Below are 13,264 nucleotides of genomic sequence, written 5' to 3'. Positions count from 1 at the left end.
CGGTGGGTGGGTGGATCACACATTGTCACTGACAAGGATCTGACTGTCACGTCCTCATCCTGATTCCCCCGTGGAACCCTCGCTACCGGACATTCCACCACCTGCGCGGAACCCTGGTACAGCGAGTGCCTCGATCACACCCGAAAGCTGGGTGAGCTCCTTGGTGATCTCGTCGCGGCGCTGGTTCAGCGCCGCGACCCTCGCCTCGGCGTCGGCGAGAAGTTTTCGGGCCTGCGCGCGCAGCTCGTCGGAGTGCTCGCGGGCCTGCGCCTCGAGCCCCTGAGCCTCGGCGCGCGCCTTGCGGATCAGCTCGTGCGACTGCCGCTGGGCGTTGGCCAGATCGTTGGCGGCCTGCTCGCGCAGGACCTGGGTACTGGCCTGGGCCTCGGTCTCCCGGCGGGTCGCGCGGGTGATGATCTCCTTGGCCTCGATCTCGGCGTTGGCCTTGAGCCGGTCCGCCTTGGCCTGGGCCTGGGCGGTCACCTTCTCGGCCTGCTGGGTGACCGAACCGAGGGTCGCCTCGGCCTGCGCGTTGGCCGAGGCCAGCGTCTTCTCGGCCAGGGCCGTCAGCTCCGCGTTCTCACTCGCGATCGCGGCCTGGGTCTCCCGGAGCCGGCTGGTCGACCGGCTCACCACGCGGCGCAGGTGCGCCCGCTTCTGCCGGGTCAGCTCGGCGACGTCCATCGCGGCCCGGTCGCGGATCCCGCGCGCCTCCGCCTCGGCCGTGGCGACCAGTTCGTCGACCGTCTTCTTGCTCCAGGCGGTCTGCTTCTCGGCCTCGGCGAGCGCGGTCTCGGCCGCCTTGTTGGCGTCCTCGACGATTCGCTGGGCCTCGGCGGACGCCGTCCGGCGGTCCGCCTCGATGCTGTCGACGACCAGCTTGGCCTGCGCGCGGGCATCGGCCATCAGCCGTTCGTTGGCCTGCTCGGCCGCCGCCTTCTGCTGGTTGATCTCTTCGACCGCGGCTCCGCGCAGCTTGTCGATCTCCAGCGAGATGGCGGCCAGCTTGGCCCGCTCGGTCTCCTCCAGCTCGGCGGTCCGGCGCTCGAGCTCGGCCCGGTTCTCACCGCGCAGCCGCTCGATCTCGGCGTGCGCCGCGGCGATCTCGGCGCGGGACTTCTCCCGCGCGGTGTCGGCCTCGCGCTCGACCGAGGTACGCAGCTCGGCCGCCTCGGACTCGGCTCGCGCGATCAGCTCGGCCTCGTTGCGAACCGCTGCCTGGGAGACCAGCGCGGCCTGCTCACCGGCGTCGGCGACGAGCTGCTGGGCCTCGCGGCTCGCGCGCTCCACGGCGAGTGCCGCGTTCTCGCGGGACTGCCGGGCCTCCTCGACGATCTCTTCGGCTTCTTCCTTCAGCGCCGCGGCCTCTGCCTCGGCCGCCGCCAGCCTGCGATCCGCCGCTGCCTGCGACTCTTCCCGCAGCCGGTCTGCCGCCGCCTGCGATTCGGTCTGCAGCTTCTCGACCGCCGCCTCGACCTCCTGCCGACGCTTGCCCACCTCGGCCGCGACCGTACTGCGCAGTTCTTCGGCAGCACTCTCCGACTCGGCCGTCAACCGCTCCGCAGCCGCCTGAGCCTCGCTACGAACCCGCTCAGCCTCCGCAGTCGCCTCCGCGAGAACCCGCTCAGCCTCAGTGGTCGAGTCCACCCGTAGCCGCTCGGCAGCCTCGGTCGATTCCGCCGTCAGCTGCTCGGCAGCCGTCTGCGCCTCGCTGCGGACCCGCTCAGCCTCGGCAATCGCCTCGGTGCGCACTCGCTCGGCTTCAGCGGTCGACTCCGCGAGAACCCGCTGAGCCTCAGTGGTCGAGTCCACCCGTAGCCGCTCGGCAGCCTCCGTCGACTCGGCCGTCAGCTGCTCGGCAGCCGTCTGCGCCTCGGCGCGTACCCGCTCCGCTTCGGCGGTCGACTCCGTGCGTAGCTTCTCCGCCGCCTCGGTGGACTCGACCTGCAGTCGCTCGGCTTCGGCAGTGGACTCGGCGCGCAGCTTCTCCGCGGCGGCGATGGATTCTCGCTCGAGCCGCTCGGCCTCCGCCTGGGCCTCGGAGCGGACCCGATGGGCCTCGGTCTCGGACTCAGAACGGAGCTGCTCGGCCGCACGCTCGGCATCACCGAGCAGTCGCTGGGCGGACGCGGTAGCGTCGGCACGCAACTGCTGGGCCGCCTGCTCGGCGTCCGCGCGCAGCTTCTGCGTCTCTTCCTCGGCCGTCGCCCGCAGCTCCTGCACCTGCTGCTCGGTCTCGGTCTGCCGGCGCGCGGCCTCGGCGCGAACGCGCTCGGCTTCTTCCAGCGCGGTGTCGTTCTCGTACTCCGCTTGCTCGCGCAAGGTGTCCGCAATCCGCTGCGCCCGCTCCAGCACCCCACCCGCTTGCCGCACGCCAAAGGAACCGGCGTCGAGGACCGGTTCCTGGGTCAGCGGCAGACGCGGTGCGTCCATGCGACGAGATGATTCCATCTCCGGCCCCCTCTCCGACAGTCCGGGTCCCCAAGCCGTGGTCACATAGCTACAACGAGCGAGAACAGTGGACGGGTTGACTTCTTTCATGCCGCCGCGTGATCTTCCCACCGAATGGAAGGCAGCGGCGGCGCTGGTCCGGACCGAAGAACTCGGACACCGAAGGACTTTACGACGAACTCAGTGGCAAGGTGTAACCCTCGCGTGTCTGTCCGTGGGCTCCGCTGGGGGTCCCGTCACTGCCGGGCAACGCAAGCACAGACTGTCACCTCTGAATGGGCTGCCGTCCAACCCGCAAGCCCATCTCAGCGCGGCCTCGCCGCCACCTCGTGGATCAACCTTGCTCTACAGGGCCACCCAGGCTGTGGAACCTCACCGACTGTGATCGGTTTCCTCGTCTGCGGCGGGTTGGCGACCGTCGTCGCGACCCACTGGGCAACCCCGCCTACCGACTGCTCCAGCGCTGCTCGAAGGCCGCCGGGACCGCACGGAAGACCAGAAAACTCGTCGGAAAAGTCCTCGATCAGTCCGTATTGCGAGCAATCTTCGCCGAGTTGACCACGTCTCCGGAGCCCAGCGGCCGGTGATCCTGCCGGTCGCAACCGGTTCGCGGAGTGCGCAGAAGCCCGCGCCCGGCACGAGGCTGATCGCCTGGTACCGACCGCGGGCTCCGGGTTCTGCTCGCGCTACAACCGGTTCATTTGAGCTTCGCCGGCGGCACCTGCACGGTGTCGTTGGTCCAGCTCGACAGCAACACGGAATGGCCGCCGTCCTTGCCGCCCGTGTTCCGGCTGCTGAGCAGCTTGCCGGTCTTCGGGTCGACGATCAGCTGCAGTTCGAGCCGGTACGCCCGGAACGAGAAGCTCACCGCCGTGCCCTTCCGCCCGACCGCATCGGTCACGTTCTGCTCGACCGTCGCGCCTTTCAGCCCGGCCAGCAGCCGGAAGGCCGCAGCACGGACCTTCGGCAGCGCAGGCGTCGCGCTCAGCAGTTCTGACGACAGCTGCGTGAGCGCCGACACCTCGGAGGCGTCAGGAGCCGCGTAGAGCCTCACCTTGAGCAACGTCTGCCGCAGTGCCGCCGGCGTGGTCGGCAGCGCCAGCACCTCTTGCAGGGTGGCGCTGCGCCCCAGAGCCGGGTAGCGATCGGCATCCCCCTTCAGCTCCACCAGGCTGCCCTTGCCCGGCTTGGTGGAGAGGATGATCGGCCGCTTGTCGGCGCTGTCGCTCGGTCCTGCGTTCCAGCTGGCCGGTGCACCCGCCTGCTTCCAGGCCGCCACGTCGGCAGCAGTCGCGGGCCGTGTCCCCAGCGAACGCGTCCCCAGCCACGCAGTACCGCCCTTCAAGCCGGTCCACTTCTCCATCACCCGCTCTTCCCGCAGCTTGTAGCCACCGGGACCGGCCGGCTGCGACCCGCAGCAGACAACGCTGCCGTCGGCCTTCACGGTCCACTCGACGGTGGCAACGGTCCGAACCCGGAAGTACTTGCCGCTCGCCGCCTCGGCCTTCTCCTCCTGCGCCGCGGCGACCAGCAGCACCTCGCCGGCCGACAGCGCCGCCACCGGTGCTTCCGAGGTCACCGCACCGGGAGGCGCCGCAACACTCGAACCGGAGCCACCCGACAACACCAGCGGTACTGCGAGCGCGGCGATCGTCACTGCGGCGGCACCAGCGGTCAGGCCGATCCCCGTGATCCGGCGCCGCCGGGCCGCCAGGCGCGCCCGGCCGAGGTCAGCGGCGACGTCGGCGCTCGTGACGGCCGGCTCGTGACCGGCGGCCTGGTCGAGAAGGTCTTTCAGATCGGTCATCGCACATGCTCCAGAGTGTCCAGGGATTCGGCCATGAGGTCGCGCAACTTGTCCAGCCCCCGAGCGGTCTGACTCTTCACGGTGCCTTGGCTGCAACTCATCAGCTCGGCGACCGCCGCCACGTCGAGATCGCCGAAGAACCGCAGTACGACGACCGCGCGCTGCCGCTTCGGCAACCGCTCCAGCGCCGCCAGGACGTCCAGCCGGTCCTCGGGGCCCGAGCCGGTCGCGGCCTGCCTCCCCGGCTCGGCCGGCTCGTCGGTGAGCGTCTCGCGATGACGCCAGAACCGGCGCTTCTCGTCGAGAAAGACGTTGACCAGGATCTTGTCGGCGTACCGGGCGGCCCCGAGCTCCGGCCGGACCGCCGACCACTTCAGGTAGAGCTTGGTCAGCGCGGTCTGCACCAGGTCTTCGGCCCAGTGCGCGTCGCCCGTCGTCAGCAGCCGCGCCAGCCGCATCATCCGCCCGCGATGGGCATGGACGTACCTGGTGAACTCCTCGTCGCGGTCGGTGGCCACGCATCCTCCGGGGGTTGGGGTCGAGCACTTCCTCTGGGGTTAAGTACCGGGTGACGCGCACCACCGGTTGCATCAACCGCTCCGCCCAGGCCCCGCAACGGCGAAGAGCCCCGCGGACGTGATGTCCGCGGGGCCCTTCGGTTGCTACTGACTGCCTACTGCTGTGGAACTCGGGTGTCCTGGCTCAGCTGTCTTGCAGGCCCGAGGTACCGCCGCCGGCGATCTCGGTCAGCTCCAGGTCCGGGTCCGCCGGAGTGTGCTTCTCCGTGCCGGTGAAGGTGAAGTACTCCGTCACCCCGTCCTCGCTGACCGTGCCCGGAGGCGCGACGTCGACGAGCACGATCTGGCCGGACCGCAGTTCCCCGAACAGGATCTTCTCCGCCAGGGCGTCCTCCACGTCGCGCTGGAGCGCGCGACGCAGCGGGCGGGCGCCGAGGACCGGGTCGAAGCCACGCTCGGCGACCAGAGCCTTCGCCGCCGGGGTGAGCTCGATGCCCATGTCCTTGTCCTTCAGCCGCTCCTCCACCTGCGCCACCATCAGGTCGACGATCTTGACGATCTCTTCCTTGCCGTGCTGGTGGAAGACCACGATCTCGTCGACGCGGTTCAGGAACTCGGGACGGAAGTGCTGCTTCAGCTCGTCCGTCACCTTCGCCTTCATCTTGTCGTACGAGCCCGGGGCGTCGTTGGCCTGGCTGAAGCCGAGGCTGACCGCCTTGGCGATGTCCCGGGTACCGAGGTTGGTGGTCATGATGATGATGGTGTTCTTGAAGTCGACCACCCGGCCCTGGGCGTCGGTCAGGCGACCTTCGTCCAGGATCTGCAGCAGCGAGTTGAAGATGTCCGGGTGGGCCTTCTCGACCTCGTCGAACAGCACCACGCTGAACGGCTTGCGGCGGACCTTCTCGGTCAGCTGGCCGCCCTCTTCGTAGCCGACGTAACCGGGAGGCGAACCGAACAGCCGGGAGGCCGTGTGCTTCTCGGAGTACTCCGACATGTCGAGGCTGATCAGCGACTTCTCGTCACCGAACAGGAACTCGGTCAGTGCCTTCGACAGCTCGGTCTTACCGACACCGGACGGGCCGGCGAAGATGAACGAGCCGCTCGGGCGGCGCGGGTCCTTCAGGCCGGCGCGGGTGCGCCGGATCGAGCGGGACAGTGCCTTGACGGCGTCGGTCTGGCCGATGTAGCGCTTGGCCAGCTCCTCCTCCATCTTGAGCAGTCGCGAGGACTCCTCCTCGGTCAGCTGGAAGACGGGGATACCGGTCGCGGTGCTGAGCACCTCGGCGATCAGCTCCTCGTCCACCTCGGCGACGACGTCCATGTCGCCGGCCTTCCACTGCTTCTCCCGCTCGGCCTTCGCGTTGATCAGCTTCTTCTCGTCGTCGCGAAGAGAGGCTGCCCGCTCGAAGTCCTGGGCGTCGATCGCCGACTCCTTCTCCCGGCGGACGTTCGCGATCTTCTCGTCGAACTCACGCAGGTCCGGCGGAGCGGTCATCCGGCGGATCCGCAACCGGGAACCGGCCTCGTCGATCAGGTCGATCGCCTTGTCCGGCAGGAACCGGTCGGAGATGTACCGGTCGGCCATCTGGGCCGCGGCCACCAGGGCCGGGTCGGTGATGGTGACCCGGTGGTGCGCCTCGTAGCGGTCCCGCAGGCCCTTGAGGATCTCGATCGTGTGCGCGATCGAGGGCTCGGCCACCTGGATCGGCTGGAAACGACGCTCCAGCGCGGCGTCCTTCTCGACGTACTTGCGGTACTCGTCGAGGGTGGTGGCACCGATGGTCTGCAGCTCGCCACGGGCCAGCATCGGCTTCAGGATGCTGGCCGCGTCGATCGCGCCCTCGGCGGCACCCGCACCCACCAGGGTGTGGATCTCGTCGATGAACAGCACGATGTCGCCGCGGGTGCGGATCTCCTTGAGGACCTTCTTCAGCCGCTCCTCGAAGTCACCGCGGTACCGCGACCCGGCCACCAGCGCGCCGAGGTCGAGGGTGTAGATCTGCTTGTCCTTCAGGGTCTCGGGCACGTCGCCACGCACGATCGCCTGGGCCAGGCCCTCGACGATCGCGGTCTTGCCGACGCCCGGCTCACCGATCAGGACCGGGTTGTTCTTGGTGCGCCGGGACAGCACCTGCATGACCCGCTCGATCTCCTTCTCGCGCCCGATCACCGGGTCGAGCTTGGACTCACGGGCGGCCTGGGTGAGGTTCCGGCCGAACTGGTCGAGCACGAGCGAGCTGCTCGGGGCACCTTCGGTGGTGCCGGCTCCGGCTGTCGCCGTCTCCTTGCCCTGGTACCCCGAGAGCAGCTGGATGACCTGCTGCCGGACCTTGTTCAGGTCCGCTCCGAGCTTGACCAGGACCTGCGCGGCGACGCCCTCACCCTCGCGGATGAGGCCGAGCAGGATGTGCTCGGTGCCGATGTAGTTGTGACCCAGTTGCAGGGCCTCACGCAGGGAGAGCTCCAGTACCTTCTTGGCACGAGGGGTGAACGGGATGTGCCCGCTCGGAGCCTGCTGTCCCTGGCCGATGATCTCCTCGACCTGAGAACGGACAGCCTCCAGCGAGATGCCGAGGCTCTCCAGAGCCTTGGCGGCGACACCTTCACCCTCGTGGATCAGGCCGAGCAGGATGTGCTCGGTTCCGATGTAGTTGTGGCTGAGCATCCTGGCCTCTTCCTGGGCCAGGACGACTACCCGACGGGCGCGGTCCGTAAATCGTTCAAACATCGCCAAAGCGCTCCTTGCCTCAGAGGAGTCGGACGTGCCGTGTAGGCCGACCCCCGTACCTGCATGCTAGTCCCCGGTACCGACAGGCTCGCTCTCAGCGAACAAGCAAGGACCTCTCGTACGGCCACTTCGTGGGGATCACAAGGGAACAACCCCGCTCGGCGGACCGGTGTTCCCGACCCGCCAAGTGTTCGCCACCAGCGAATTTCTCCCTCTACCTGTCCGGTCAGGCACCTTTCCGGTACCCGATCGCCGACAAGTGTCCACACTGTGAAACGGCCGGAATGCGGACGGTCCCGGCGCCATCACTGGCACCGGGACCGGCTGTCCGGAGAATTACTTGGCGTCGTTGTAGGCCGCGCGCACCTCGGCCGAGATCCGGCCCCGCTCGCTGACCTCGTAGCCGTTGTCCTTGGCCCACGCGCGGATGTCCGCGGAGTCGGTCGCCGACCGGCCCCGTCCACGCGCCCGGCCGGCCGCACCGCCACGGCGCCCGGCGACCCGGCGCCCGGCGCCGACGTAGCCGGCCAGGGCGTCACGCAACTTGGCGGCATTCTTCTTGGACAGATCGATCTCGTACGTCGAACCGTCCAGCCCGAAGGTCACGGTCTCGTCGGCCTTACCGCCGTCGAGATCGTCCTCGAGAACCACCTGAACCCTTTGCGCCATCGATGACAGTCCTTTCCGCGCCCGCCACCGGGCACAATCCCCCTGCCGAAAAACTTGTTACTGATTTGTACAGCACAAACCGGTAAGTTGTCATTCAACAGGCGGAATGGCCGGTAAAGATGTGACTAAAACCTCCGGTTCGCCGACGCTACGCATCCGTCGTGACGATGGGTATTCATCCCGCTCCCCGTCCGGCCCCGGGAAAGAATCGGACCCGGGAATGGATTTGCCGGTTGGTTGTGCTATGCAACAGCTCCCGGGTCCGCTTTTCAGCTGGCCCCGCCGTCACTCCGGACGCAGCAGCGGGAACAGAATCGTCTCCCGGATCCCGGCGCCGGTGAACAACATCACCAGCCGATCCAGTCCCATCCCCATCCCACCGGCCGGCGGCATCCCGAACTCCATCGCGCGGAGGAAATCCTCGTCCAGTTCCATCGCCTCGGGATCGCCGGCCGCGGCCAGCATCGACTGTGCCACCAGGCGTTCCCGCTGGATCACCGGGTCGTTCAGCTCGGAGTAGCCGGTACCGAGTTCGACCCCGTTGATGATCAGGTCCCAGGCCTCGACCAGGCCGGGAATTTCGCGGTGCGGCTTGGCCAGCGGCCGGACCGACTCCGGATAGTCACGAACATAGGTCGGCTGGATCAGGGTGTGCTCGACCAGCTTCTCGTAGATCTCCAGCGCGATCTCGCCGGCATTCCAGCCGGGCTGCAACTCGACCTCGTGCTGCTCGGCGATCTTCGTCAGCCGGGCCGCCTCGGTGGTCGCGTCGACACTCTCGCCGACCGCTTCGGAGACCAGTTCGAAAAGCGTCGCGTGCCGCCACGGCAGGTCCAGGTCGATCTGCGAACCGTCGCGCGCGGTGACGACGCTGCGGCCGACCGCACGGGCCGCGTTCCGGATCAGCTCCTCGGTCACTTCGGCGATGGAATCGTAATCACCGTAGGCCTGATAGGACTCGATCATCGAGAATTCCGCCGCATGGGTCGAGTCCAGGCCCTCGTTGCGGAAGGTCCGGCCGATCTCGAAGACCCGGTCGACGCCGCCGATCATCGCCCGCTTCAGGTCCAGCTCGAGCGCGATCCGCAGCTTCATCTCCTGGTCGAACGCGTTCAGGTGGGTGGAGAACGGCCGGGCCGCCGCGCCGCCGTTGGTCAGCTGCAGGACCGGCGTCTCCACCTCGATGAACTCGTGCCCGTCGAAGGTCGCCCGCAGCGACTTCAGCACGGCGGCCTTGGTCCGGACCATCTCGCGCGCCTCCTGGCGCACGATCAGGTCGACGTACCGCAGCCGGACCCGGGCCTCCTCGTTCAGCGGCTTGTGCTCGTTCGGCAGCGGGCGCAGCGTCTTGGCCGCCATCTGCCAGCTGGTCGCCTGCACGGACAGCTCGCCGCGGCGGCTCGTCACCACCTCGCCCTGCACCGAGAGCAGGTCGCCGATGTCGACCAGCGCCTTGTACCGGGCCAGCTCCTCCTCGCCGATCTCGGCCAGCGACAGCATCACCTGCAGCTCGGTCCCGTCCCCCTCGCGCAACTGGGCGAAGCACAGCTTGCCGGTGTTGCGCTGGAAGATCACCCGGCCGGCCACCGCGACCAGTTCACCGGTCTTCGTGTCCGGCTCGAGCGTCTGCCCGTCGTACTTCGCCCGCAGATCCCGCAGCAGGTGCGTCCGCGGCACCGAGATCGGGTACGCCTGCACCCCTTCGGCCAGCAGCCGGTCACGCTTCTCCCGGCGGACCCGGATCTGCTCGGGCAGGTCGTCCTGCCCGCTGTCGGGGGTGGCTGGGTTCTCGCGTGGCTCAGTCATGCCTCAAAGGCTAGTGACTGACCACCCGGACGAACGAATCCTTTGTCCGTACCGCGCCTCGCCGCCTCAGCAGTACGCCCGTGCAGACAGCCGCCAGCACGGCGAGACCTCCGGCGACGACATAGGTGGCCCGAGGGCCGAGCACGGCACTCGCGGCACCGCCGAGCAGCAGGGCCACCAGGGAGCAGGCGCGCGCCGTACCGCTGAAGGCAGCCATTACCCGGCCTCGTACGGATTCTTCCGAGCGGGTCACCACGAGCGTGCTGGTCGCCGCGTTGAGCATCCCGCCGCCGAAGCCGCTCGCTATCGCGCCGATCACCACCAGGGCCACGGCGCCGGCCAGGCCCATCAGGACGCAGGCGGCGCCGATGACCGCCGTACCGGCCAGCACTGCCCGTGAGCGGACGAGATCGCTCTTCATTCTTCCGGTGCACCAAGCGCCGACGATGGCGCCTCCGCCCTGGACCGCCAGGATGGCGCCGTAGCCGCCGGCGTCGAGACCGAGTTCGTGGGTGACCAGGCGGACCTCGACCACGTTGACGGCTTCGGCGACCAGAATGAAGAGCCAGAGGGCCGGCACCAGCACCTGCAGAATCGGGTCGGCGAAGAGGCTACGCAGTCCCGCGGTCAGGCCGTTGTTCTCCTTCGGTGCACCGGATACCGGTGACCGGCGGGTCCGGACCAGCCGGGCGACCACGGCCAGCCCGACGAACGTCGAAGCGTCCACCAGCAGCGCGACCCGATCGCCGGACGCGCCGACCAGCAGCCCGCCTACGGCGGACCCGGCCAGCGCGGCCACGCCGATCAAGGCCTGGCCCACCCCGGTCGCACGGCCGACCAACTCGTCGCCGACGATCCGCGGCACCAGCGCCGCCCAGGCCGGGCCCGCGATCGCCTGGCCGATCTGGAGCACACAGACCAGAGCAAGGGTCGCGGCCAGTCCGTGGCAGAAGGCGAGTCCGACACCGGCCGCGGCCTGCAGCAGGGACGCCCACACCAGCACCCGGCGGGAGTCGAACCCGTCCACGATCCGGCCCGCGAACGGGATCATCACCACCGTCGGCACGGCGAACACCAGCAGCAAAGCGGTGATCGCCGCCGCGGCAGCGCGCTCGTCGTCCCCTGCCTCGCCCGAGACCCGCAGCATCAGGGCCACCAGGGCGACCGAGTCACCGGCGTACGAGACGGCCCGGGCGGGCAGCACCAGCCGGGCGTCGCGGTGCGCCCAGAGGGAGCGGCGCGGCCCACGATCGTGAAGGGGTTGCTTCATATCTATGAAGCTAATGCTTCAGGTATTACCGGGTCAAGGGACCGGCTACGCTGTCGGGCGTGGCCGCGAAGAAGAAGCGCGTGGTGCTGTCCGACCCGCGAGCGATCCGCGCCCTGGCGCATCCCGCCCGGCAGCGGCTCATCGACGAGCTCTACAGCGGCCGGGTGCTGACCGCGACCGAGTGCGCGGAGCTGGCCGGGCTGACGCCGTCGGCGACGAGCTATCACCTGCGGGCGTTGGCGCGGTGGGGCATCATCGAGCGCGCCGAGTCGTCGGCCGACGGACGGGAACGTCCCTGGCGGGCGCCGGCCACCAGCCTGGTCATTTCGACCAAGTCGACCGCCGCCGGGCGGCTGGCCGGTCATGCGATGGTGCGCAGCTCCGTCGACCGGGTGCTGGAGCAGTTCGCGGAACTGCCCGCCGACGACCCGTGGGACGAGCTCACGTTGATGAGCAACAACCGGCTCTGGCTCACCAAGGCGGAGACCGAGCAGTTCAACCGGGAGCTGACCGAGCTGATCGAGCGCTACCGCCAGGACCGTACGGCGACCAGCCGGCCGGCCTCGACGCGGCGGGTCAGCACGATGCTGGCGATCGTTCCGACCGGAAAGCCACCGACGGAGGACTGATCGCCGGTCACCACCAGTGACGATCGGTCTGTTGGAGTCAGCGAACGCTCAGCGGCAGGTTCTGGGTGACCTTGCCGAGCATCACGCGGCCCAGCAGCATCGCGTTGGGCACCACGAACCGGTAGACCGAGATGCCGGGCTGAGCGGTCTTGAAGGTCAGAGCGGCCTGTCCCCGCCGCATCGGCACCGCCTTGACATTGACCCAGCGCCTGGCCTGCCGGTTCCACGACTGCAGCATCACGGTGGTGTTCATGGCCGGCTTGACCACGACGATGGCGGTGGCGTTCTGACCGCGCTTCTTGGAGGCGCCGCCGAGGAAGCCGGTCGTCTGCAGCCGTACGACGGTACGGGTCAGCTGCGCCTTGCTGGTCGACTGCGACGCGACGGAACCCACCCGGCTGTACTCCGGCAGCATCACCTTGTACGGCCGGCTCGCGCCCGTGGCGACCGGGATGTCGTAGTGCCCACCGGCGGTGGTCGCCCCGCGGGCGGCCGGCGTCCAGCGCGCGCCCGGCGTGACCTGGGTCAGCACCACCAACGGCAGCCCGGCCGAGGTCGTTCGTTGCTGAACGCAACTGGTCTCGTCGGCGCAGACCACCTGCTGCAGGATCGCCCGGCCGCGGATCCGGACCGGTACGCCGTACTGCGCAAGCGCGGGGATCGCCGCGCTGGTGGAGCTGGTGCGAGCCGTGATCTGCCCACCGACCGCGGTCGACCACTCGTTCTGCGCCCGCAACTGGAACACGTACGGCGGCCGGAGGCCCTTGATCACCTGCCTGGTCGCGGTGGTTCCGGGCCCGACCGTGCGCAACGGCCCACCGGGCCGGCCGACGACCGGGACGTAGAGCTGGGTGCGGCCGCTCACGTCGAGCGGATCGTTCGGGCTGAAGTCCTGCGGCTGCGCCGGCGCGGTCCAGCGCACCAGCACGTCCCGCCGGCCGATCGGGGTCGCCGTCGCGCCACCGGGCCGGACGGGCCCTTCGGTGTCGAAGATCGGTGAGCTCGCCAGCTTGCTGGTCATCCCGGTGGCCGACGTACCGACGCCGACGGAGACCTTGTAGTTGCCGTCCGGCGGGAAGGCCGAGACCGGGATCGCCCAGGTGTTGGGCTGGTCCGCGGCCAGGAACTTCACGTACGACGGGTTGGTGCTCAGCACGCCCTCGATGGTGATCCGGTTCGGGGCGTCGGAGTCACGCCAGCTGACCTGCACCGCCTGCCGGGTCTCGTCGGCCCAGGCGACCGTCACCATGGTGGGAATCGGGTCGGACGAGCACGCCGTCAACACGGACGCGCCGACACCGACCGCGAGCGCGGCCGACCAGACGTTGCGGAACCTCACTAGCGTGCCTCACCCGAACTGTTGCCCGAACTGTTGGACGTACC

The 13,264-nt window shown here is 69.0% G+C and carries 9 protein-coding genes; 1 reads left to right on the top strand and 8 read right to left on the bottom strand.

Going from position 1 to position 13,264, the window contains the following annotated elements; translation table 11 throughout:
- Window positions 1-54: 54 nt before the first annotated feature.
- From OX958_RS04800 to OX958_RS04770, 7 genes are all read right to left on the bottom strand, one after another.
- Window positions 55-2,433: a kinetoplast-associated-like protein gene (locus tag OX958_RS04800; RefSeq protein WP_270135942.1), complete on the bottom strand. Its 2,379-nt coding sequence runs from the start codon at window positions 2,431-2,433 to the stop codon at window positions 55-57.
- 715 nt (window positions 2,434-3,148) lie between these two features.
- Entirely contained in the window at window positions 3,149-4,258 is a 1,110-nt protein-coding gene (locus tag OX958_RS04795) for a CU044_5270 family protein (protein ID WP_270135941.1), read from the bottom strand.
- The gene (locus tag OX958_RS04790) at window positions 4,255-4,776 is read right to left on the bottom strand and encodes a SigE family RNA polymerase sigma factor (protein WP_270135940.1); all 522 of its coding nucleotides are present in this window, start codon (window positions 4,774-4,776) and stop codon (window positions 4,255-4,257) included. Before OX958_RS04790 ends, OX958_RS04795 begins: the two co-directional genes overlap by 4 nt.
- 184 nt (window positions 4,777-4,960) lie before the next feature.
- The gene (locus OX958_RS04785; protein WP_270135939.1) at window positions 4,961-7,507 is read right to left on the bottom strand and encodes an ATP-dependent Clp protease ATP-binding subunit; all 2,547 of its coding nucleotides are present in this window, start codon (window positions 7,505-7,507) and stop codon (window positions 4,961-4,963) included.
- A gap of 336 nt (window positions 7,508-7,843) precedes the next feature.
- Window positions 7,844-8,176, bottom strand: coding sequence for a histone-like nucleoid-structuring protein Lsr2 (locus tag OX958_RS04780; RefSeq protein WP_270135938.1), 333 nt, complete (start codon window positions 8,174-8,176; stop codon window positions 7,844-7,846).
- A gap of 285 nt (window positions 8,177-8,461) precedes the next feature.
- On the bottom strand, window positions 8,462-9,982 hold the full coding sequence (lysS, locus tag OX958_RS04775; RefSeq protein WP_270135937.1) for a lysine--tRNA ligase: 1,521 nt from the start codon (window positions 9,980-9,982) through the stop codon (window positions 8,462-8,464).
- Between the two features lie 10 nt (window positions 9,983-9,992).
- Window positions 9,993-11,252, bottom strand: a complete 1,260-nt coding sequence (locus OX958_RS04770) for an MFS transporter (RefSeq protein WP_270135936.1) — start codon at window positions 11,250-11,252, stop codon at window positions 9,993-9,995.
- Window positions 11,253-11,311: 59 nt separating this feature from the next.
- On the opposite strand from OX958_RS04770, the gene OX958_RS04765 reads away from it, so the two are divergent.
- Window positions 11,312-11,881 (top strand): ArsR/SmtB family transcription factor, encoded by a 570-nt coding sequence (locus tag OX958_RS04765; protein ID WP_270135935.1) that lies wholly within the window; start codon window positions 11,312-11,314, stop codon window positions 11,879-11,881.
- 37 nt (window positions 11,882-11,918) lie between these two features.
- On the opposite strand, the gene OX958_RS04760 is transcribed toward OX958_RS04765, so the two are convergent.
- A complete protein-coding gene (locus tag OX958_RS04760) occupies window positions 11,919-13,220 on the bottom strand; it encodes a hypothetical protein (RefSeq protein ID WP_270135934.1) in 1,302 nt (433 codons plus the stop codon).
- Window positions 13,221-13,264: the final 44 nt, after the last annotated feature.

Source organism: Kribbella sp. CA-293567, from assembly GCF_027627575.1.
In the GTDB taxonomy this organism is placed as follows: Bacteria; Actinomycetota; Actinomycetes; order Propionibacteriales; family Kribbellaceae; genus Kribbella.
The sequence above is the reverse complement of the archived record's forward strand: the minus strand, read 5'-3'. Positions and strand labels throughout refer to the sequence as shown.

Coding starts and splice junctions, on each gene's coding strand:
- OX958_RS04800 (WP_270135942.1), bottom strand. CDS start 2,433: ATGGACGCACCGCGTCTGCCGCTGACCCAGGAACCGGTCCTCGACGCC.
- OX958_RS04795 (WP_270135941.1), bottom strand. CDS start 4,258: ATGACCGATCTGAAAGACCTTCTCGACCAGGCCGCCGGTCACGAGCCG.
- OX958_RS04785 (WP_270135939.1), bottom strand. CDS start 7,507: ATGTTTGAACGATTTACGGACCGCGCCCGTCGGGTAGTCGTCCTGGCC.
- OX958_RS04780 (WP_270135938.1), bottom strand. CDS start 8,176: ATGGCGCAAAGGGTTCAGGTGGTTCTCGAGGACGATCTCGACGGCGGT.
- lysS (WP_270135937.1), bottom strand. CDS start 9,982: ATGACTGAGCCACGCGAGAACCCAGCCACCCCCGACAGCGGGCAGGAC.
- OX958_RS04770 (WP_270135936.1), bottom strand. CDS start 11,252: ATGAAGCAACCCCTTCACGATCGTGGGCCGCGCCGCTCCCTCTGGGCG.